Source organism: Streptococcus sp. ELY_125, assembly GCF_058314535.1.
The window spans coordinates 60,045-82,037 of the sequence record NZ_JBZFUM010000006.1; the positions used below are offsets into that span (position 1 = coordinate 60,045).

Annotated in this window: 18 protein-coding genes and 2 tRNA genes; 8 read left to right on the plus strand and 12 right to left on the minus strand. The window is 39.0% G+C overall.

Features of this window, described 5'->3' with window-relative positions:
- Positions 1-146: 146 nt before the first annotated feature.
- From AC4HAL_RS04165 to yfmF, 7 genes are read right to left on the minus strand one after another with little or no spacing between them, the layout of a single operon-like run.
- A complete protein-coding gene (locus AC4HAL_RS04165) occupies positions 147-941 on the minus strand; it encodes an energy-coupling factor transporter transmembrane component T family protein (protein WP_491093117.1) in 795 nt (264 codons plus the stop codon).
- The gene (locus tag AC4HAL_RS04170; protein ID WP_491093118.1) at positions 934-1,773 is read right to left on the minus strand and encodes an energy-coupling factor transporter ATPase; all 840 of its coding nucleotides are present in this window, start codon (positions 1,771-1,773) and stop codon (positions 934-936) included. Before AC4HAL_RS04170 ends, AC4HAL_RS04165 begins: the two co-directional genes overlap by 8 nt.
- Positions 1,749-2,585 carry an energy-coupling factor ABC transporter ATP-binding protein gene (locus AC4HAL_RS04175; protein WP_491093119.1) on the minus strand — a complete coding sequence of 279 codons (837 nt, stop codon included), beginning with the start codon at positions 2,583-2,585 and terminating at the stop codon, positions 1,749-1,751. Before AC4HAL_RS04175 ends, AC4HAL_RS04170 begins: the two co-directional genes overlap by 25 nt.
- Positions 2,586-2,588: 3 nt before the next feature.
- Positions 2,589-3,131 (minus strand): CDP-diacylglycerol--glycerol-3-phosphate 3-phosphatidyltransferase, encoded by a 543-nt coding sequence (pgsA, locus tag AC4HAL_RS04180; RefSeq protein WP_491093120.1) that lies wholly within the window; start codon positions 3,129-3,131, stop codon positions 2,589-2,591.
- A gap of 13 nt (positions 3,132-3,144) precedes the next feature.
- Positions 3,145-4,005, minus strand: a complete 861-nt coding sequence (locus AC4HAL_RS04185) for a helix-turn-helix domain-containing protein (RefSeq protein WP_491093121.1) — start codon at positions 4,003-4,005, stop codon at positions 3,145-3,147.
- A 60-nt stretch (positions 4,006-4,065) separates the two neighbouring features.
- Positions 4,066-5,340, minus strand: coding sequence for an EF-P 5-aminopentanol modification-associated protein YfmH (gene yfmH, locus AC4HAL_RS04190; protein ID WP_491093122.1), 1,275 nt, complete (start codon positions 5,338-5,340; stop codon positions 4,066-4,068).
- A 1-nt stretch (position 5,341) separates the two neighbouring features.
- The gene (gene yfmF, locus AC4HAL_RS04195) at positions 5,342-6,592 is read right to left on the minus strand and encodes an EF-P 5-aminopentanol modification-associated protein YfmF (RefSeq protein ID WP_491093123.1); all 1,251 of its coding nucleotides are present in this window, start codon (positions 6,590-6,592) and stop codon (positions 5,342-5,344) included.
- 80 nt (positions 6,593-6,672) lie between these two features.
- On the opposite strand from yfmF, the gene AC4HAL_RS04200 reads away from it, so the two are divergent.
- Positions 6,673-7,032 carry an RNA-binding S4 domain-containing protein gene (locus tag AC4HAL_RS04200; RefSeq protein ID WP_491093124.1) on the plus strand — a complete coding sequence of 120 codons (360 nt, stop codon included), beginning with the start codon at positions 6,673-6,675 and terminating at the stop codon, positions 7,030-7,032.
- A gap of 2 nt (positions 7,033-7,034) precedes the next feature.
- Entirely contained in the window at positions 7,035-8,123 is a 1,089-nt protein-coding gene (recF, locus tag AC4HAL_RS04205; RefSeq protein ID WP_491093125.1) for a DNA replication/repair protein RecF, read from the plus strand.
- Positions 8,124-8,348: 225 nt separating this feature from the next.
- On the opposite strand, the gene guaB is transcribed toward recF, so the two are convergent.
- Together guaB and trpS are read right to left on the minus strand one after the other, a co-directional pair.
- The gene (gene guaB / locus AC4HAL_RS04210; RefSeq protein ID WP_491093126.1) at positions 8,349-9,830 is read right to left on the minus strand and encodes an IMP dehydrogenase; all 1,482 of its coding nucleotides are present in this window, start codon (positions 9,828-9,830) and stop codon (positions 8,349-8,351) included.
- 161 nt (positions 9,831-9,991) lie between these two features.
- Positions 9,992-11,014, minus strand: coding sequence for a tryptophan--tRNA ligase (trpS, locus tag AC4HAL_RS04215; RefSeq protein WP_491093127.1), 1,023 nt, complete (start codon positions 11,012-11,014; stop codon positions 9,992-9,994).
- A 220-nt stretch (positions 11,015-11,234) separates the two neighbouring features.
- Here trpS and AC4HAL_RS04220 point away from each other — a divergent pair, with 220 nt between their 5' ends.
- Entirely contained in the window at positions 11,235-12,854 is a 1,620-nt protein-coding gene (locus tag AC4HAL_RS04220) for an ATP-binding cassette domain-containing protein (RefSeq protein WP_491093128.1), read from the plus strand.
- Positions 12,855-12,935: 81 nt separating this feature from the next.
- Entirely contained in the window at positions 12,936-15,527 is a 2,592-nt protein-coding gene (locus tag AC4HAL_RS04225) for a YfhO family protein (protein WP_491093129.1), read from the plus strand.
- 86 nt (positions 15,528-15,613) lie between these two features.
- Here the strand turns inward: AC4HAL_RS04225 and AC4HAL_RS04230 are convergent.
- The 3 genes from AC4HAL_RS04230 to rlmH form a co-directional block, all read right to left on the minus strand.
- Positions 15,614-15,685 (minus strand) — tRNA-Glu (locus AC4HAL_RS04230).
- Between the two features lie 192 nt (positions 15,686-15,877).
- A tRNA-Arg gene (locus AC4HAL_RS04235) sits at positions 15,878-15,951 on the minus strand.
- Between the two features lie 208 nt (positions 15,952-16,159).
- Entirely contained in the window at positions 16,160-16,639 is a 480-nt protein-coding gene (rlmH, locus tag AC4HAL_RS04240) for a 23S rRNA (pseudouridine(1915)-N(3))-methyltransferase RlmH (protein WP_491093130.1), read from the minus strand.
- A gap of 194 nt (positions 16,640-16,833) precedes the next feature.
- Here rlmH and AC4HAL_RS04245 point away from each other — a divergent pair, with 194 nt between their 5' ends.
- From AC4HAL_RS04245 to dnaN, 4 genes are all read left to right on the plus strand, one after another.
- Positions 16,834-18,033, plus strand: coding sequence for a S1C family serine protease (locus AC4HAL_RS04245; protein ID WP_491093131.1), 1,200 nt, complete (start codon positions 16,834-16,836; stop codon positions 18,031-18,033).
- A 267-nt stretch (positions 18,034-18,300) separates the two neighbouring features.
- Entirely contained in the window at positions 18,301-19,077 is a 777-nt protein-coding gene (locus tag AC4HAL_RS04250; protein ID WP_491093132.1) for a ParB/RepB/Spo0J family partition protein, read from the plus strand.
- 233 nt (positions 19,078-19,310) lie between these two features.
- The gene (gene dnaA / locus AC4HAL_RS04255; protein ID WP_447452910.1) at positions 19,311-20,684 is read left to right on the plus strand and encodes a chromosomal replication initiator protein DnaA; all 1,374 of its coding nucleotides are present in this window, start codon (positions 19,311-19,313) and stop codon (positions 20,682-20,684) included.
- A gap of 155 nt (positions 20,685-20,839) precedes the next feature.
- Positions 20,840-21,976, plus strand: coding sequence for a DNA polymerase III subunit beta (gene dnaN, locus AC4HAL_RS04260; RefSeq protein ID WP_491093133.1), 1,137 nt, complete (start codon positions 20,840-20,842; stop codon positions 21,974-21,976).
- Positions 21,977-21,993 lie beyond the last annotated feature (17 nt).

The following is a 21,993-nucleotide window of genomic DNA, read 5'->3' on the forward strand; positions in this document are numbered from 1 at the left end:
GTTACCCTAGTTTTAGCCTTAGATTAAAAATATTACAGACATTTTTAATCTTGATAAAGAAACTGGAAATCTTGAGCTATTTGCGCAATAACCCAAGTTTTCCAGTTTCACTTTTAATTTAAGGGCTAGGACAAATATTTTAAGAACTAACTCTTGAGGAAAAAGAGAAGGAGACCCAAACCTATCATTATAAAGATAGCTAAACTATCCGGCCAGCGCCACAGCAGACGGCGGTATTTGCTGCGACCATCCCCTCCTTGATAACCACGCGCTTCCATGGCAACGGCCAGCGCATCTGCCCGTTTAAAACTTGAAGCAAAGAGGGGAATCAAGATAGGTATGATGGATTTAATTTTTTGAACCAGACTTCCCTCACCAAAATCAACACCTCGGGCACGTTGGGCCTTCATGATTCGGCTGGTGTCATCCATTAAGGTCGGCACAAAGCGTAAGCTGAGCGAAAGCATAAGGCCGATTTCATGAACGGGAACTTTAAACGGTTTAAGTGGTTTAAGTAAAGATTCTACAGCATCCGACAGGCTCAAAGGAGTTGTTGTCAATGTCAATAGGGTTGAAAAGGAGATAATCAGAACAAAGCGCATAAAAATCAGGGTTGCCGTCTGAAAACCAGTGTCTGTTATTTTTAGTATCCCAAATTGCCAAATTAGCTGCCCTTGATGATTAAAGAACATCTGAAAGGCCGTTGTAAAGAGAATAATACCAAACATAGATTGCAAACCATTTAAGAAAAAAGAAAGCTTCATGCGGGATAAGCCTATTAGACTTAAAGTGAAACCAGTCATAATAAGATTGGTAACTAGGTTGTTGGCCCAAAAAATAATCAAGATAAAGATAAACATAGCAAGAAGCTTACTGCGGGGATCTAAGCGATGAATAGGGGAATTACCTGGAATGTACCTTCCTAAAATTAGCTTATCCATGTAAGGCCTCCACAAACTCTTTGATGGTTATTGGCAAATGCTCCAGTTGCCAGCCTCGTTGAACTAAATCATGAGCAAATTTAGTAATTTTAGGCACACCCAGTTGTTTACTCTCCAAGAAATCGAGATTCTGAAAAATCTGGCTTGGCTGGCCAGAAGCGATTATTCGTCCCTGTTCTAACACATAGACAAAATCAGCATAATTAGCAACATCGTCCATGAGATGGGTCACTAGAACAATAGTTTGGCCTTGGTGATGGAGCTCAGCAAATAACTCCATTAATTCTCTTCGGCCCTTAGGATCTAGGCCAGCAGTCGGCTCATCTAAGACTAAAATTTGGGGCTCCATGGCTAATATACCGGCGATAGCTACCCTGCGCATTTGTCCTCCAGATAAATCAAAAGGATTTTTATCAAATAGATCGTCACTAATACCGACTTGGCGAAGCTTTTCACCAGCGATTTGTTCAGCTTGATCTTTGGCCATACCAAAATTTTGTGGACCAAAAGCAACATCCTTGAGTACTGTTTCATCAAAAAGCTGGCTTTCAGGAAACTGAAAGACTAAACCTACTTTCTGACGAACAGGCTTAATAACCTTATTTTTTGAATCCGGTGTAATCACAATATCGTCAACTGTAACCTCACCCTGAGTAGGAAGGTTCAGGCCATTGAGCAGCTGCATAATAGTCGATTTACCACTGCCGGTATGACCGATAAAGGCTGTATAGGAACCATCCTTAATATTCAAATTAATATCAAAAAGGGCACGCCCTTCAAATGGCGTTCCCGCTTGGTAAGTGAAGTCTACTTGTCTGAGAGTAATTCCCATAAGTCATCTCCTAATTCCCTTTCATCAGCATAAGTTTTTGAAATAGCAAATTTTGTCTTTTGTAAGGCTGCTAACAACTGAGCTGTAAAAGGGCTATCCATACCTAAGCTTTCCAGCTCCTCACCCCTTCCTAGAAATTTAGTTGGCAGGGCTGTTGACTCAACTTGTCCGGATTTCATAACCAAGACTCTATCACTCAAGGCAACCTCATCAAGATCATGCGTGATAGAAATAACAGTCATCCCATACTGTTCACGAACAATCTTGATAGTAGCCATTAAATCGAGACGGCCTTCTGGATCCAACATACTAGTGGCTTCGTCAAGGATAAGTATCTCCGGTCGCATAGCTACAATGCCAGCGATAGCCACACGTTGCTTTTGTCCGCCAGATAAGCGTGCAGGTTCCCGACTGGCAAACTCTGACATGCCAACTAGTTCCAAGGCTTCCTGTACCCTCTTTTTCATTTCTTGGTAAGGCAGGCCTTGGTTTTCCAATCCAAAAGCAACATCATCTTCAACAGTGGCCCCAACAAATTGATTATCAGGATTTTGAAAAACCATACCAATCTTGCGACGCAAGTCCCAAACATTGTCAGCTGCCAATTCTTGACCATCAATTATAATTCGTCCTGAGTCAGCTTCTAGGAGACCGTCAATTAGACGAACCAGAGTTGACTTACCTGAACCATTATGGCCAACAATAGCTAGCCATTCACCACGTTTCACGTGAAACGTTACGTCTTTTAAAATATCGTTTTGAAGCTTATCGTATTTAAAACTTACTTGTTCGAGAGAGATTATCGCTGTCATAAATTACTGAAAGGTATCTTTGAAAAGGTAGCCCGCTCCTTTGAAGTAATCATAACCAGAATATATGGTAAAGAAGAGAGCAATGTAGAGCATAATAGTCCCTAGTAGGGGTAGGTGACACAAAAGGAGGATAATAGCTAGCATTTGTGTAACTGTCTTAATTTTCCCCGGCATAGCAGCGGCTAAGACTTGCCCACCCGTCTCCACTAGAAGAAGACGCAGACCTGTAACAGCCAGTTCCCGGCAAATAATAATAGCCGAAATCCAAGCAGGAGCTAAGTCCATCCCAACAATCATGATGAAGGCTGACATAACTAACATCTTGTCGGCTAGGGGATCTGCAAATTTACCAAAGTTGGTTACAACCTGCCATTTGCGAGCTAGATAGCCATCCAAATAATCTGTAAAGCTGGCAACTGCAAATACCAAAGCTGCTAGAAGATGCCATTTGGTGTCACTTGGAATAGAGGTTAAGAGCAAGAAAATCGGTATCATTATGATACGGATTAAGGTTAAAAGATTTGGAAGGTTTTCTTTTTTTGTCATAATAATTTCTTTCTTAGTTAAGGGTGAGGGTAATATAGTTTGTATTGTCTTTGTTAAGGTTTGAGAGATCGAGGGTCTGTCCATTAATCTTGACAGTTACATGGTCAACTTTGTCAAGGGTAATGACAGATTTATCAACATTAGGTGCTAATGTAACAGTAACACTCTTATTTTCCCCACCTAAGGCGAGTCCCTTTTTATCTAGGTCTGAATTGGTAACCCTGATAAGGTTTTCGTCCTCAAAATCTTGAGAAATCTCAATAGTAACCTTAGGGGGTGTATCACCGGTAAGTTTCACTGTCGTATAAGAACCTCTGGTCTTAGCTGTCAAGCTGGATTGACTAGAAGTTGACGACTCTGATGGTCCTGTTTGTTGAGTGCTTGATCCCACCGCTTTTAAAGAGGATCTAGGAGCAGTTGCGCTCGTTTCTTGTTCCCATTGAAAATAGACAGCTGTACCAATTAAACCGACCATGAGAAGACTGAGCAAAGATAAAATGACTAAAGGGAGCCTTCTGTTAGGATCATCTTCTACATAATCAAAGCGCTCCGATCGGAGCCATTTCCACTTATCAGGTTCCTGCTCTTGGCCTGCTGTTTCTTCTTCCTCTTGGGGTTCATCTTCGTCAACTTCAATTTCAAAATCAGGATTTTGATACCCTTCCAATAAAAGTTGACTATCTAATTCTAAATAATCACCGTACCTAGTCAGGTAATCTGTAACCTGCCCTTCTCTGACAAATTTAAACTGGTTGAGCTCCATAACTGTAATGTACTGCATAGGCAGTTCCAAATCTTCTGAAACCTGCTCTACAGTCAAATCTTTTGCTTGACGAGCGTCGCGTAAAACCTGACCGATGCTCTTTTTCTTCATACTAACACCTCAAAATAATCAACTGCCTTTTATTATACCAAATTTCAAACTATTTTATAACTAGTTTGGAAAGATAGTAAATTCTGAAACTTCCATTTCCCTGACAAGGTCTTGTCCAATCTGCTTAACATCTCCCAGAGTCAACTGATTCAAAATTGTGGGTAAATCTAAATAAGCCTCTTCATCAGTTTCATAGGCAGCCAGCTGAGTAAGGAGATGCTCCATTGAATCTAAGCTCCTCAAGAAGTCTCCATAAGTTTCCCGCTTGAGCAAGGTCAAATGTTCTTGGTTCATGTCATCTGATATTAGGAAGTGCTTCAAACTCTCTCTAATTTGATTGACTAATTTAATGGGTTGCAGCGTATCTGCTGTTAGCAAAATAAATTGAAAACGACGGGAGACCTCTATATCAATATCAAAGGAATCATCAATAAGTTTTTGGTCATACCAACTTTGGTAGGTCCTGCTGGTCCAGCCAAAAAGCAGGGAGAAAAAGAGGCGCAGACCGACTTTTTGCCGGAGAATTGATCCTTTTGCTAATTCTGGTAGTCTAATACCAAAAGCTAGTTTGGGTCTTGCGGTATCAAAACTGGTTGATTTTCGCTTAATATTCTTTGTCAATTTTAGCGGTTTTTTGTCAAGTTTTGTCAAGCTATCTGTAAACTTGCTTTGCGTTTTTTCGACCTCAGTAAGCAGGATATTCTTGTCAAAATTTCCAACAACAAAAAGGGTCATGTTTGCTGGATGATAATAAGCTTTATGGCTGTTTTCTAGCGCATTTAACGTTATTTCTGATAGGCTCTTGCGGTCGCCAGCAACATCGTTAGAGAGTTTAGTATTTGGATACAAATTCGCTAAAATAGAATTGTAAAGTTTATAGTCAACATCGTCAAGATACATGTCAATCTCTTGTTCGATAATTTTCTTCTCCCTATCAACTGATTCTTGATCAAAATCTGCAGTCATTGGAAAACTTTGCAACAATTCCAAAGCCTGTCCATTGAATCCTAAACTTGTAAAATAAAAAGCTGTTTTTTCAAAACCGGTAAAAGCATTACTCTCAACTGATAAATCAGAGAACTTTTGAGCAGCATCCCTATGATTGGGCAGTTCAAAAAGTTTATGTTCTAAAAAATGAGCGAGTCCAGCAGGAGATCCATTGTCTGCTGTTTCCTCGTCGATTGGGAGAGGATCGAGAGCCCCAAAATCAACTTGCAGCAAGGCTGACATTTCTGAAAACCCTGGTTTAGGAAGCAAGCAAAGCTTTAAGCCATTTTTGAGGGTCGTCTTATACAGGCTTTCGCCAAAACAAGGATAGTTTTTCTCCTCTAGCATGTCATTGAACTCCTTCCAAAAAATAGACAGCTTGTAAATGGGTTTTCCTCGCTAGGTGTACAATATCAGCTTTGGATACTTTCTTTACAGCCTGAAGCCACTTTGTAAAGTTAACTTGTTTACTCAAAACAACTGTCTCATTATAAGTTCTTTCAATTAGGATTTTGGGATCATCTGCTGCCAACTGGGATTGGATTTGCAGAAATTCTTTAGTCTGTTCTAGCAAATGACTTGAAAAACGGCCTAATTTAAAGTCATGCCACTGTTTATTGATAAGAGCCAGCACCTTTTCACGATCAGACTTATCAACTCCGGCGTAAATCTGTAGTAATCCTGTATAACCATCTAAGTCACTGGCTATCGTGTAAACTAAGCCTGCTTTTTCCCTCACTTCTGTGAAAAGTCGCGAGTGAGCATAGGCCCCTAACATGCCATTTAAAATCTGGGCAGCTGGATAGTCTTTATCCCCATAATGAACAGGAAGATGATAACCTAATTGTAAAACAGATTGGTTATCTAAACGCCGTTCTATTTTTTCTGTCGTTACCTCTCGCTTTTCTTCTTGGTAGTTGACATAGGTGTAAAGCTGTCTTTCTTTAAAAGGAAATTGATTGAGTTTATCTACAATAGCATAACCCTCACTATCACCTAAAACAAAAATATCAATCTGATCTTCCTTAAGCATTTTTTGCAATTCTTGATAGGCTGTAAAAGAGTTTTCTTGCGCAACTAACTCATCGGAACTATACTTGGAAAGCTGTAAATCAGGATCTTGAAAATAAAGTTTACGCAAGTTCAATTCACTGTAATAAAAAGAATCCTCCTTGTCTGCCTTGAGATAGGATATAAGGTTGTCTTTTTCTATATCAAAAATCTTGGATTGAAATTGTTCCAAACTAATCAAGGGTCTGTAAAGAATGCTGTAAAGAATGTCAAAGATTTTATCCAACAATTCTTCCTTATTCAAAGTAAAGCGACTGCTCAAAAATTCAATATCAATGTCAACGATATGAGCCTTACCCTTAGTTGACACACTCGTTGATACACTAGCACCGTATAAATCAGCTAAAGCCCTTTTAAAGGCTCGATAACTTGGGTAGGTCTCGTTTGCTAAAGCCAGCATCTGTGCAACTAATACGCGGCGGGCAATAGTTTCTTTTTGGCGTTTACCTGTAAAGCGTAGGGTAATATGATTGGTTTTAAATTTATCCGTCTTAATGAGGTGTAAATTAACACCATCAACTAGTTTCATCTGCTTTCCTCTAAGTTAGTTATTGACTTAAATTATAGCATTTTATGCTATAATATTCTCATTAGAAAGTTGAGGTGGGTATGGAATACAAACTCTTTGAAGACTATATTCTTTTACAGTCCCTGTTGAAAGATTTACGGGTTATTTCCAGTGGTGGTGCTGTCAAACCTTTCTTAGCTGATACTACCGTCCTCTTTAACGGTGAAGATGAGAAGCGCCGCCGTAAAAAGTTAAGGGTTGGAGATAAAATTGAGATTCCCAGTCGTCAATTAACAATTAATCTAGTTGCTCCTAATTCTAAAGAGTTGGCTCAACATCAAGAAGAACAAGCAGAAAAAGAGCGTGTCGCTGCTATAGTTAAAAAGATGAACAAAAAGCAAGAAAAGCGGGGACAGACGCAGCCTACAGGCCGGGGACCTGTAAAATTTCCGGGGACTTAAAGATGTGGCTCGAATCTATTGCACTTAAAAATTTTCGAAACTATCAAGATGTAACTGCAGAATTCTCCAGTAACCTAAATGTTTTTGTGGGTCAAAATGCCCAAGGAAAGACGAATTTTCTCGAAGCTATTTATTTTTTAGCTCTAACACGCAGCCATCGAACGCGTTCAGACAAAGAGCTCATCAATTTTCAGGCCAATGAACTGTCAGTTTCAGGACTTTTGAGACGAACAAGCGGAAAACTTCCTTTAGAAATCAATCTATCTGACAAAGGGCGGACAACTAAGGTTAACTATCTCAAGCAGACTAAACTGTCCGATTATGTCGGACATATGACTGTTGTTCTTTTTGCACCTGAAGATTTACAGCTTGTAAAGGGAGCACCTAGTCTGAGGCGTAAATTTTTAGATATTGATTTGGGGCAGATAAGACCTATTTACCTCTCAGATTTATCCAATTACAATCATGTGTTGAAGCAACGCAATGCTTACCTTAAATCAGCTGAAAAGATTGATAAAGATTATCTGGCTGTTATTGACGAGCAATTAACTGACTATGGCAGTAAGGTTATGGAACATCGCTTCAAATTTATACAGGATTTGGAACAAGAAGCCAGCAAACATCACTATACGATTTCTAACCAGTTAGAAGACCTTACTATTACCTATCAACCTTCTGTCAATATTCCAGATAAATCAGACATTAAGCAGAGGTTTTTAGAGCAGCTATCTAAAAGTTTCAGTCGTGATAGCTTTAAAAAAAATACTGGAGTAGGCCCTCATCGTGATGATCTGTCTTTTTTTATCAATGGGATGAATGCTTCATTTGGTAGCCAAGGGCAGCAGCGCAGTTTGATACTGTCAGTAAAGATGGCAGAAATTGAGCTCATCAAGGCAGCAACAGGTGATCAGCCTATTCTTTTGCTTGATGATGTTATGAGTGAACTTGATAATCATCGACAGCTGAAATTACTAGAAGGGATTAAGACAAATGTTCAAACTTTTATTACAACGACAAGTTTAGAGCATCTTCATCAATTACCTGACAATCTTAAAATATTTACAGTCGATAAGGGAGATATAAAGAATTAGGGGAGATATTGTTGTTTCGATATTTAAAACCGTCAACTTTCTGTCAACTATATTTACACTAAAAATGTAGATACTGTGGAAATACTTTATTACTTAATGTCATAACCTATCCAAAAATCTAAATAAGGAATTCCAGAAAAATAGAAAACCGAGTTTGAGGCCCTTTGATCCTTAAACTCGGTTTTTAATTGTCTACCAGTTTTTATTTTTATACTCTTATATTTTTTATTGAACAGAGTAGTTTGGAGCTTCATTGGTAATTTGCACATCGTGAGGATGGCTTTCGATTAGACCAGCACCTGACATTTCGATAAATTGGGCTTTATCGTGAAGGGCTGGAATATCTGCAGCACCAGTGTAGCCCATGCCTGACTTAATACCACCGACCAATTGGAAGACAATATCAGCAGCAGCACCTTTATAAGCTACACGGCCTTCAATTCCTTCTGGAACAAGCTTATTAGCTTCATTAACAGAACCTTGGAAGTAGCGGTCGCTAGATCCCTTCTTCATAGCAGCAACAGATCCCATACCACGGTAAGTCTTGAATTTACGTCCTTGGAAGATTTCTGTTTCACCAGGAGCTTCATCGGTACCTGCCAGCATGGAACCAAGCATGACAGCATGGCCACCAGCAGCTAGGGCTTTGACGATATCACCAGAATACTTGATACCACCGTCAGCAATAATCGTCTTACCGTATTCACGAGCAACACCAGCTGCATCGTAGATAGCAGTGATTTGAGGAACACCAACACCGGCTACAACACGGGTTGTACAGATTGAACCTGGGCCGATACCTACCTTAACCACATCGATACCTGCTTCATAGAGGGCACGCGCTCCTTCAGCAGTTGCAATATTACCAGCAATCAAGGTCTTATCTGGGAAGGTTGAGCGGATCTCAGCAATTTTGCGAAGAACACCAGCTGAGTGACCATGAGCTGTGTCAATAACAATGGCATCTGCACCAGCTTCAAAGAGAGCTGTTGCCCGCTCAAACGTATCTGAAGTAACACCGACTGCAGCCGCTACTAAGAGGCGACCAAATTCATCCTTGGCAGCATTAGGAAACTCAATAACTTTTTCAATATCTTTGATGGTAATCAAACCAGATAAACGACCGTTATCGTCAACCAAAGGTAATTTCTCAATGCGATGTTGTTGTAGGATAGCTTCAGCTGTCTTTAGATCCGTGCCTACTGGAGCCGTCACTAGATTGTCACTAGTCATGTAAGTCTTGATCGGCTGGCTATAATCAGAAATAAAACGCATATCACGGTTGGTAAGAATACCGACTAATTTACGATTTTCCAGAGTTTCTACAACTGGAACACCAGAAATGCGATAACGCCCCATCAATTCATCTGCTTCTGCAACAGTATGCTCTGGTGTTAGGAAGAATGGGTCAATGATGACGCCATTTTCTGAACGTTTTACCTTACGGACTTCTTCAGCCTGAGCTTCGATTGACATATTTTTATGGATTACACCCAAGCCCCCAGCACGCGCCATAGCAATAGCCATACCGCTTTCAGTTACAGTGTCCATGGCAGCAGTAATGATAGGAATGTTTAATGTCAAATTCGCTGCCAGTTTCGTCTGCATATTAACTTCATTTGGAAGTACATGACTTTCTGCCGGAATAAGCAAAACATCATCGAAGGTATAGCCTTTTTTCAAAAATTTAGTGTCCCAATTTGACATCAAATCCATCCTCTTTTCTATAAGATATTTAGCCTCAAGAGCTCTTATTATTAGTATATAATCATATCATGCTAAAAATTTTTGTCAATAACAATCGGCGCAAAATTTTATGAAAATAAAAAGAACCCAAGGCTCAAAAAGAGCTTGAATTCAATTAAAGTTTAAAAGTATTTTAACCCCATGGCTGACTTAACATCATCTAAGGTTTGGGCAGCAGTTTGACGGGCTGCTTGGCTTCCTTTTTCTAACATGCGATAGACCTCGCCCATATCCTTTGCGAGCTCCGAGCGGCGTTCACGAATAGGCCCTAGCTCACGCTCCAAGATTTCTAAAAGGTAACGTTTTGTTTTGACATCACCTAAGCCACCACGTTGATAATGGTCTTTCATAGCCTTAATATCTGCTTGATCTTCCTCACGTCCAAAGACATCTAAATAATGGAAGACCATATTCCCTTCGATCTTTCCAGGATCTTCAATTTTTATATGATTGGGATCAGTATACATGCTCATGACTTTTTTCTTGAGTGTGTCTGCGTCATCAGCTAGATAAATCCCGTTGCCTAAAGACTTGGACATTTTGGCATTGCCATCAAGGCCTGGCAGGCGACCCGCCGACTCATTTTCAGGATAGATGCCTTCTGGTTCGACCAGAACATCAGTATTATAAGCATGATTAAAACTACGCACAATTTCGCGGGTCTGTTCAATCATGGGCTTTTGATCATTACCAACAGGAACAAAATTCGCCTTAAAGGCCGTAATATCTGCTGCCTGTGCAATAGGATAAACCAAAAAGCCTGTAGGAATGGATTCACCAAATTCTTTTTGTGCAATCTCTGTTTTGACAGTAGGATTGCGCTCTAGACGGGCTAAAGACACCAGATTCATGTAATACATGGTTAATTCGGCTAACTCCGGAATCTGACTTTGAATAAAAATTGTCGATTGTTCAGGATTAAGGCCTGCTGCCAAATAGTCTAAAGCTACATTACCGATAGAATCAACGATTGTTTGCGGATCTTTTGCGTGATCTGTTAAAGCCTGCTGATCCGCCAAGAAGACAAACATTTTATACTTATCTTGATTTTGCAGTTGAACACGGTTCTGCAAACTACCTACATAGTGTCCAATGTGAAGTTTACCTGTCGGCCGATCGCCTGTCAGAATAATTGGTTTCGTCATTATTTTACCCCTAGTTTTTGTTTGAATAGCTCTTTAAATTATATCATAAATCTTGTTGGACACGTAGCTCTTATGCAGAAGTCTTTACCAGCTGCTTTTCCAAGAATTCCTTACTAAAGCTTTCTTTTAACTTATTTTAGATAAACGGCTTTAGTTTGAAAAATCGGCCTATTTCTAGTAGAATGAAAGACAGTTTATAGAAGATAAAGAGGTAGTTTCATTGCTCACAGTTTCAAATATTTCACTGCGCTTTAGCGACCGCAAGCTTTTTGATGATGTCAATATCAACTTTACAGCTGGCAACACTTATGGATTAATCGGAGCCAACGGTGCTGGGAAATCCACCTTCCTAAAAATCTTGGCTGGTGACATTGAGCCAACAACCGGCCACGTGACGCTCGGCCCAGATGAGCGTCTATCTGTCCTTCGTCAAAACCATTTTGACTACGAAGAAGAGCGCGTTATTGATGTTGTTATCATGGGAAATGAGCGGCTCTATAAGGTTATGAAGGAGAAGGATGCCATTTATATGAAGGCCGATTTTTCCGAAGAAGATGGGGTTCGTGCTGCCGAGCTTGAAGGTGTTTTTGCTGAATTAGGCGGCTGGGAAGCTGAGAGTGAAGCCTCTCAACTCCTGCAAAATCTCAATATTCTTGAAGAGCTTCACTACCAAAATATGAGCGAGCTTAGTAATGGAGACAAGGTTAAGGTTCTCCTTGCCAAGGCTCTCTTTGGCAAGCCAGATGTTCTTCTTTTGGATGAGCCGACCAATGGTCTTGATATTCAGTCTATTGCTTGGTTGGAAGATTTCTTAATCGATTTTGAAAATACCGTTATCGTTGTATCTCACGACCGCCACTTTTTAAATAAGGTCTGCACCCACATGGCTGATCTTGACTTCGGTAAGATTCAGCTTTACGTTGGTAACTATGACTTCTGGAAGGAGTCTTCTGAACTGGCCGCAAAACTACAGGCTGACCGCAATGCTAAAGCAGAGGAAAAAATTAAGGAATTGCAGGAGTTTGTTGCCCGTTTCTCAGCTAACGCTTCAAAATCTAAACAAGCGACATCCCGTAAAAAGATGCTGGATAAAATTGAGTTAGAAGAGATTGTCCCATCTAGTCGTAAATATCCATTTATCAGCTTTAAGTCTGAACGTGAGATTGGTAATGATCTTTTGAGTGTTGAGAACCTCTCTGTCACTATTGATGGTGAAAAAATTCTTGATAAGATTAGCTTTATTCTACGTCCAGGTGATAAGACCGCCCTCATCGGAGAAAGCGATATCCAGACTACAGCCCTTATTCGAGCTCTAATGGGAGAAATTGAGTATGAGGGAACCATCAAGTGGGGTGTCACTACCAGCCGCTCTTATCTGCCAAAAGATAACTCTAAAGACTTCGCGTCTGGCGAGTCTATTCTCGAGTGGCTGCGCCAGTTTGCTTCTAAGGAGGAAGATGATAATACCTTCCTGCGTGGTTTCCTAGGACGTATGCTCTTCTCCGGTGATGAAGTTAATAAGTCCGTTAACGTTTTATCAGGGGGAGAAAAAGTGCGCGTGATGCTGTCTAAGCTCATGCTTCTTAAATCTAATGTTCTTGTTTTAGATGACCCAACAAATCACTTGGACTTGGAATCCATTTCCAGTCTTAATGATGGCCTCAAAGATTTCAAAGAATCCATTATCTTTGCTAGTCACGACCATGAATTTATTCAAACCTTAGCCAATCATATCGTTGTCATTTCTAGAAATGGGGTTATCGACCGTATCGATGAAACATATGATGAGTTTCTTGAAAATACAGAAGTTCAGACTAAGGTCCAAGAACTATGGCAATAATGCTATCTCGCTGAGAGGTAAGATCCACAACATTCGCAGAGTCTGAAACGTAGGTGTCTCAGACTCTTTTTCTCAAATACCATGAAAAATTTTTTTACTAAGCATAAAGTCAACCTTCTTTTTTATAGTTTATCTTTTTTAATTCCTACTTTTATCATGTTAGTTGCCCTCTGGTCAAAGGGAATTTACTGGGGTAGTAAGACTACTATATTAGCAAGTGACGGTTTTCATCAGTATGTTATTTTTGCAACCCAACTCCGCAACATCTTGCACGGCAGTGACAGCCTATTTTACACTTTTACTAGTGGTTTGGGACTGAATTTTTACGCTTTAATAAGCTATTATTTAGGATCTTTTCTATCGCCGTTTTATTATTTCTTTTCTGTAAAATCAATGGCAGACGCCATCTACCTTTTTACTTTGATAAAATTCGGATTAATCGGATTGTCAATGTCGTTTACACTGAAACAACTCTTTGTCAATATTAAACAAGCGCTTACTATTAGCTTATCAAGCTCCTATTCTTTGATGAGTTTTGCCGTTAGTCAGCTTGAAATCAATACTTGGCTGGATGTTTTTATACTTGCTCCCCTTATTATTTTGGGACTCCACTTCCTATTAGATAAACAGAAATTTTGGCTTTATTACTTGACACTAAGTTTACTCTTTATCCAAAATTATTATTTTGGTTTTATGATGGCCATATTCCTGACACTCTATTTTCTGGTTCAACTTAGTCGAGATTTTCGTTGGAAGTTAGTCTTTAGAAAATTTTTAGACTTTACAGTTGTGTCAATACTATCGGGTTTGACCGCTTCTATTATGCTGTTACCGAGCTATTTGGACCTGTCAACTCACGGTGAGGAGTTTTCTCAATTTAATAGTCTCTTATCTGAAAAGGTATGGTTCTTTGATATTTTTGCTAAAAATTTTGTCGGTGCCTATGATACGACTAAGTTTGGCGCTATTCCAATGATTTATGTAGGACTTTTCCCTTTATCCCTCGCTCTCATTTTCTTTAGCCTACGAACACTCAAGTGGCCAGTTAAACTAGCTTATGGATTATTGTTAGGTTTTATGGTCGCTAGTTTTTATCTTAGCCCACTGGATTTAATCTGGCAGGGAATGCATACGCCGAATATGTTCTTGCATCGCTATGCCTGGCTCTTTTCTCTTTTAATCATCCTAATGGCTGCTGAAAGTCTATCACATATTAAAGAGTTTCAACCTAATTTTCTGATTGTTACTTTTTCTGCCTTAGCTAGTGGTTTTGTCTTAACCTTCCTTTACACAACCCATTATCATTTTTTAAAACCTGTCAACCTTATCTTGACACTTGCTTTCCTTCTAGCTTATGCAGTTATTTTGCTGTCTTTCAATAGAAAACAGTTAAGCACCTTGGCTTTTATTCTCTTTACTCTGCTCTTTTCTACTTTTGAAATTGGACTCAATTCCTATTATCAAGTAACTAGCTTGGGTGACGAATGGATTTTTCCTTCCCGCGAAGGATATAACCGCGAACAGACAGAAATCACTAGTCTTGTCAAAAAAGCTAAAAGTGATAAGAAAACCTTTTTTAGACTGGAGCGTACCATGCCACAGACTGGTAATGATAGTATGAAATTTAATTACAACGGTATTTCCCAGTTTTCTTCTATCAGAAATACAGCTTCCAGCAGTACTTTAGATCGTTTGGGTTTCCAGTCAACGGGTACGAATCTCAACTTACGTTACCAAAACAATACCATTATCGCTGACAGTTTATTTAATATTACTTATAACTTATCAGCAGAAGATATCGATAAATACGGTTTTACATCAGTCGCTAATTCTGGACTTTTAACACTGTATAAAAATAAAAATGCTAGTCAGATGGCTATTCTTACTAAAGGTGTCTACAAGGATCTTCCTTTTACTGTCAATACATTAGATAACCAAGCCTTATTATTAAATCATTTGAGTGGCCTTCATCAACAGTACTTTACACATTTGTCAAGTCAATCCGCTACCGATGCTGTTCACCCCAATTTCAATAATCGTATCAATTTAGAAACAGGAACTGAACAGACAAAGGCTGTTACTTACAAAGTTCAAACTATCCCAAATCAGCAGGTCTATATCAGCATTCCTAATCTGAGTTTTAGCAATGACGCCACATCATCCCTTACTGTTACTGTCAATGGTAAAGATCATATTTACACAACCGATAATGCTTACAGCTTTTTTGATTTGGGCTATTTTAATAAACCTACTGAGCTTACGGTAACTTTGACCTTCCCTGAAAATAATCAAATTTCTTTTGAAACACCGACCTTTTATGGTCTTGATACTAGAGCCTATCAGAGGGCTATGACGACTATTAATAATAGAAAGGTCTCTGTAAGAACTAGTGGCAATCAGGTCCATGCGAAATATTCTGCTAAGAAAGCCGGCTCTCTCTTTTTCACTCTTCCTTACGACAAGGGGTGGACAGCAAAGGTCAATGGACACAGAGCTAAAATTCGTAGGGTGCAAAAAGGCTTTATGGCTATAGATGTGCCGGCTGGTAAAGGAAAGGTTGAGCTCAACTACCTGCCTAATGGCTTTAAAATAGCCAGTTTTCTCTCTTTATTAGGTTTCCTACTGTTTATTGGCTATAGCAGTAGCCGATATTTCTGGTCTGAGAAAAAATAAAAGCTTCTGGAGATTAATTACCAGAAGCTTTTATTTTTTATAATGTTTTAAAAAGCTGCCTAGAGGGCAGCCCTTAAGTCTTATCATAGTCCGTACGGGATTCGAACCCGTGTTACCGCCGTGAAAAGGCGGTGTCTTAACCCCTTGACCAACGGACCAGACTTTAGATAGTATACCTTACTCTTTGTGAGCTGTCAATAGTATTTTCTATTTTTATTTTATAAATTCCTTAAACTACTAAACGCTGGAGAAAAGCCTCTCACTAAGGAGCTAGACGAAAACTTAAGTTAACCTCTTCTGCGTAAATTAAAAAACAGCCTTTACTAGATCTGAATGCTTACACAAAACGATGATTCCAGCAGGATTCGAACCTGCGACCGTTCGCTTAGAAGGCGAATGCTCTATCCAGCTGAGCTATGGAACCAATTCTTTCTTATTCTATCAAAATACAACTCCTACTGTCAATATGATAAACAAGTTGCTACATGTGTTAAACTTAATAAAGTTTGATCGAAAATTCTGGCTTTGTAGGATTAATCTGATTTTCCTTATAAGCTTATTTTAATTATTGCTTCTTAATGGCTCTTACATTAGACTTCAACTTTACTAAGGAATGGCAGAATAAACGCTGTTTACTTATGATAGGGGCTGCCTGCTTGAATCATAAAAGCACGGTAGATTTGCTCCATGAGAATCAGACGCATTAGTTGGTGGGGCAGAGTCAACTTTCCAAAACTCATCAACAGATTTGCTCGTTTTTTCACACGGTTAGCTAAGCCTAAACTACCACCTATGATAAACGTGAAATCTGAATATCCTCTCAAGGCTGTGTCAGCCAATTTTTGGGAAAATTCTTCTGAAGACCATTCGTCCCCTTCAATGGCTAAAGCAATCACAAAATCACGTTCAGCTACTTTAGTCATAATACGCTCAGCTTCTTTTTCCAATATTTGCTTGATTTCAGCCGAGCTAGCTTTATCAGGTATCCTCTCGTCAGGAAGTTCAATAAGCTCAATTTTACTAAAACGGTTTAAGCGTTTTCGATATTCAGCTATCCCATCTTTAAGATAAGTTTCTTTGAGTTTTCCCACAGTAATAACTTTCACTTTCATAACATTATTATATCATATCACTTTCATTCACAAGTTTTCCACAAGATTTTTTCCCTTAAACTTGCTTATTTAAAAGCCTTTTATAATCCTTTCAACAAACTTATCCACAAGCTGTGGATTCTTGATTTTTCCAAAACAATAGGGTATAGTAGGAAAGTATAAATATAAGTAAGAGCGCTTAGGAGGTTTTCCCATTGAAAAAATTTGACTGGAAAAAGTGGTTTCAACCTGTTTTTATATTGTTAGCTGGATTTTTAGGGGGCTTGCTGGCTTCTCTGCTTGTTCTAAAGCTCAACGGGGTCACATCTTCATTTAATCCAACTGTAAAGAGCAATGTTCAATATGATAATTCATCTGATGTGACAAAAGCCATCAATAAAACTAAGGATGCTATAGTAACCGTTGTTAACTATCAGGAAGTTCCCGATGCTGAGACAGAAGATGCTGTGCGAGCTTCTGGGCTTGAAGTTGATGAAAATGGTTTAGCTCCCTTAAGTCAAGGTTCTGGTGTTGTTTATAAGAAAGACGGCGACGATGCTTATATTGTCACTAACGCCCATGTTGTGACCGGTGCTGAGAAATTGACTATTTTGCGAGGAAAAGAAAAAGATACAAAAAATTCTATTAAGGCTGAACTAGTAGGTTCTGACACTTATTCTGATTTGGCGGTTATCAAGGTAAAAGCCAAGGATGTTTCCAAAATGGCTGAATTTGCAGATTCATCTTCAATCAAAGTGGGAGAAACTGCTATCGCTATCGGTAGTCCAGTAGATTCCGAATTAGCCAACAGTGCAACCCAAGGAATTGTTTCTAGCTTGGATCGTAATGTCACTCTACAGGCTGAAGATGGCTCTACTATCCATACTAAAGCAATTCAAACTGATGCCGCTATCAACCCAGGTAATTCAGGCGGAGCCCTTATCAACATTGAAGGTCAGGTTATTGGCATCACATCGAGTAAAATTAACGTTGAAGGCGTTGAAGGTTTAGGGTTTGCGATTCCTGCTAACGATGCTATAAAAACTATCAACCAGCTGGAAAAAGATGGAAAAGTTGTTCGTCCGGCTCTTGGTATTACTATGGCTGATTTAGGATCAGCAAGTGAATCAGCTAGAGCTAGGGTTGATGTTCCTGATGAAGTCTCTACAGGGGTTGTTGTTGGTTCTGTTCAGGAAGGCATGCCATCAGATGGTAAATTGAAAGAATATGATGTGATCACAAAAATTGATGACAAAGAGGTTAAAACGGTTGCTGAACTCCAAGAAGAACTATATAAGCACAAGGTTGGAGATACTGTTACACTTACCTTCTACCGTGATGGTGATAAAAAGACAACTGATATTAAGCTGAATAAAACCAGCCAAGATCTTGATTCTTCATCTGAAGATGAGTAATGAGATTAAGGCCATTAGTATTCTTATTAATTTAACAGTAGTTTTAGATGGGGCTGGGCAAATATGCCTAGCCTTCTCTTTTTATGAATAAAACTTGCTAAAATATTGTGAAGAAACGATTCAGTTGTTTACTTTTCGACCTCTATTTCACCTTCCTAGTAATTAATAGCATAAAATTAGAACTCGGAAAGCTTATCTTCAAACTTATACGCTTTATCTTTAATATAATTGCAGCCCTTAAGCTGTATAACTTGTGAAAGGAATACCATGGCAGAAGAATTGAAAAACATTAGGCTGAGTGATATTTCTCCCAATCCTTTTCAACCACGCCTACACTTTAATCAAGAGGAATTAGGAGAACTGGCTCAGTCTATCAAGGAGAATGGTTTAATTCAGCCTATTATTGTCCGTAAATCTCCTGTTTTTGGTTATGAATTAATCGCTGGTGAGAGACGTTTTAGAGCCTGTCAATTAGCTGGATTAGAGATGATGCCAGCTATTGTCAAAGAACTTTCTGATCAGGATAGTCGTATTCAGGCTATTATTGAAAACTTACAACGCTCTGATCTTAATCCAATTGAGGAAGCTAAAGCTTATCAGAATCTGTTAGCAACCAATCAGATGACACACGAAGATATTGCTAACTATATGGGAAAATCAAGGCCCTACATTACAAATGTTCTGCGGCTGCTTAATTTATCTGATAAGGCTAAAAGCGCGTTAGAGGAGGGGCACATTTCTTCAGGTCACGCTCGTCTGCTACTTGGTCTCAGTCAAGCTGACCAAGAAGCTTGGTTAGTAACTATCCAGAAACAGGGATTGTCTGTCCGTTCTCTAGAAAGACAATTAAACCCCTCACCTAAGGATAAGGGAAAACCTTCAAATCCTGCAAAAGATCTTTTTAAAGAAGATTTAGAAAAAGAATTGACACGCACTTTGGGAACACCTGTCACTATTACAATGACAGCAAAGAACTCAGGAAAACTTTCTATCAATTTTTCATCCCAAGACGATTTCAACAGAATTATCAACAGACTGAAATAGATTGTGTAAAAAGCTTTCATCCCTACTTGCTTTTTCCACACTATTTAGTGGACAAAAAAGCCTATTTTATGGGGAGTTCACTGCATTTCCACAACTTGTGGAAAACTTCTTTGAACAATGTGAATTGTTTTTATCACCCCTGTGGAAAACTTATAGTTTTTATGTTAAAATACGGTACGAGATTAAACTAGGAAAACAGGAGAAGTCCTTATTATCAAGCAAAGGAGAAATCTATGACCGAAAATGAGCAGATTTTTTGGAATAGAGTTTTTGAGTTAGCTCGAGAACATCTTACTCAAGCGACATTTGAGTATTTCGTTCTTGATGCTCAATTGATCCGAGTTGAAAATGATACAGCTATTATTTATATCGATCGCATGAAGGAATTATTTTGGGAAAAAAACCTTCAACAAGTTTTGATTACGGCTGGCTTTGAAGTATTTAACACCCAGATTAACGCCCAGTACATTTTTGAAAGTGCAGAAATTAACAATATTCAGGCTGGTAGTAATGGACAAGAGACCAACTATCAAGAAAACAATAACCAAGCTACTCAGGACCTTTCTGTCTCTTCTAATTTAAATTCTAAATATCAATTTGATAATTTTATCCAAGGGGATGAAAACAAGTGGGCTAAAGCGGCTTCTATTGCTGTTGCTAATAGCCCTGGGACGACCTATAATCCCCTTTTCATCTGGGGTGGTCCAGGACTTGGGAAGACTCACCTGCTCAATGCTATTGGCAACACGGTTTTGGAAAATAATCCCAATGCGCGGGTTCGCTATATTACAGCAGAAAACTTCATTAATGAGTTCGTCACTCATATTCGCTTAGAATCTATGGAAGAGCTCAAAGAAAATTTCCGCAGCCTTGATGTTCTCCTTATTGATGATATTCAGTCTTTGGCTAAAAAAACCTTAGAGGGGACACAGGAAGAATTTTTCAATACATTTAATGCCCTCCATGCTAACAATAAGCAAATTGTTCTGACCAGCGACCGAACACCCGACCATCTCAATAATCTTGAAGAACGTTTGGTTACACGCTTTAAATGGGGATTGACAGTTGATATCACGCCACCAGACTACGAAACTAGGATTGCTATTTTGACTAATAAGATTCTTGAACAGGGCTATCCTTATACTTTTTCACAAGATACAATTGAGTATCTGGCTGGTCAGTTCGACTCTAATGTTCGTGATTTAGAAGGTGCTCTTAAGGATATCAATTTGGTTGCCACTTTCAAGCAGGCTAATGTTATTACAGTAGATCTGGCAGCAGAAGCTATTCGAGCCCGCAAACAGGATGCACCAATTATCAATATTGTCTCTATCGAAGAAATCCAAAGTCAGGTTAGCAAATTTTACGGTGTAACTGTTAAGGAAATCAAGTCAACTAAGCGTAATCAAAATATCGTCTTAGCTCGTCAGGTTGCTATGTATTTAGCGCGTGAGATGACCGACAACAGTCTACCAAAAATTGGTAAAGAGTTTGGCGGACGTGACCATTCAACCGTCCTTCATGCTTATAATAAAATTAAGAACATTATTGCTCAAGATGACAGTCTGCGTATTGAGATTGATACCATTAAAAATAAGATCAAATAGACTTGTGGATAGATAAAGCTTTTTTAAGAGATTTATCCACAGGTTGTGCACAAGCTGTATGCCTTATGCCCTATGGCTTGTCTATATTTTTCCACCCTATAAACAAGACCTACTACTACTACTAAACTAATACTTATAAATATAAAGGAGTCATCATGATTAACTTCTCAATCAATAAAGCTTTTTTCTTACAAGCTCTTAATGCAACTAAACGAGCTATCAGTTCTAAAAATGCTATCCCTATTTTATCCAGTATAAAAATCGATGTTACTACTGCTGGCATTACGCTTACAGGTTCTAATGGACAAATTTCTATTGAAAATTCTATTGCTAGTACAAATGATAATGCAGGACTTTTAATTACAGAAACTGGTAGTATTTTGCTTGAGGCAAATTTCTTTATCAATATTGTTTCGAGTTTGCCAGATGTCAGTCTTGATTTTAAAGAGATTGACCACCACCAAGTGGTGCTAACTAGTGGAAAGTCAGAAATTACCCTTAAAGGAAAAGATGTTGAGCAGTATCCTCGTCTCCAAGAGGTTCCTACTAGCAATCCCTTGATTTTTGATACAAAGGTGCTGAAAACTTTAATTGCTGAAACAGCATTTGCTGCTAGTACACAAGAAAGTCGTCCCATTTTAACAGGGATTCATTTGGTGCTGACAGATCACCAAAATTTTAAGGCTGTCGCAACAGATTCTCATCGTATGAGTCAGCGTAAACTTGTTTTGGAAAATGCAGGTGATGACTTTGATGTTGTCCTTCCGAGTCGCTCCCTTCGTGAATTCTCATCGGTTTTTACAGATGATATAGAAACAGTTGAAGTCTTCTTATCTGGCAGCCAGATTCTCTTTAGAAGTGAAAATATTAGCTTCTATGCGCGTATGCTTGAAGGGGCTTATCCAGATACTGATCGCCTCTTAGTCAGTGAATTTGAAACGGAAATTCTCTTTGATACCCATACTCTTCGTTCAGCTATGGAGCGGGCCCATTTGATTTCTAATGCGACCCAAAATGGAACAGTTAAGCTAGAAATTGCTAATGGTACAGTTTCAGCTCATGTTAACTCACCGGAAGTCGGAAAGGTCAATGAAGAAATTGATACTCTGGAAACTAGCGGTAGTGATTTGACTATTAGTTTCAATCCAACTTATCTGATTGAAGCTCTAAAAGCTTTACAGAGTGAAACTGTACGTATTCGCTTTATCTCACCAGTGCGGCCTTTCACCCTAACGCCAGGTGATGATAGTGAAAACTTCATCCAGCTGATTACCCCAGTTCGAACAAATTAAAAAAATCAGGAAATTTT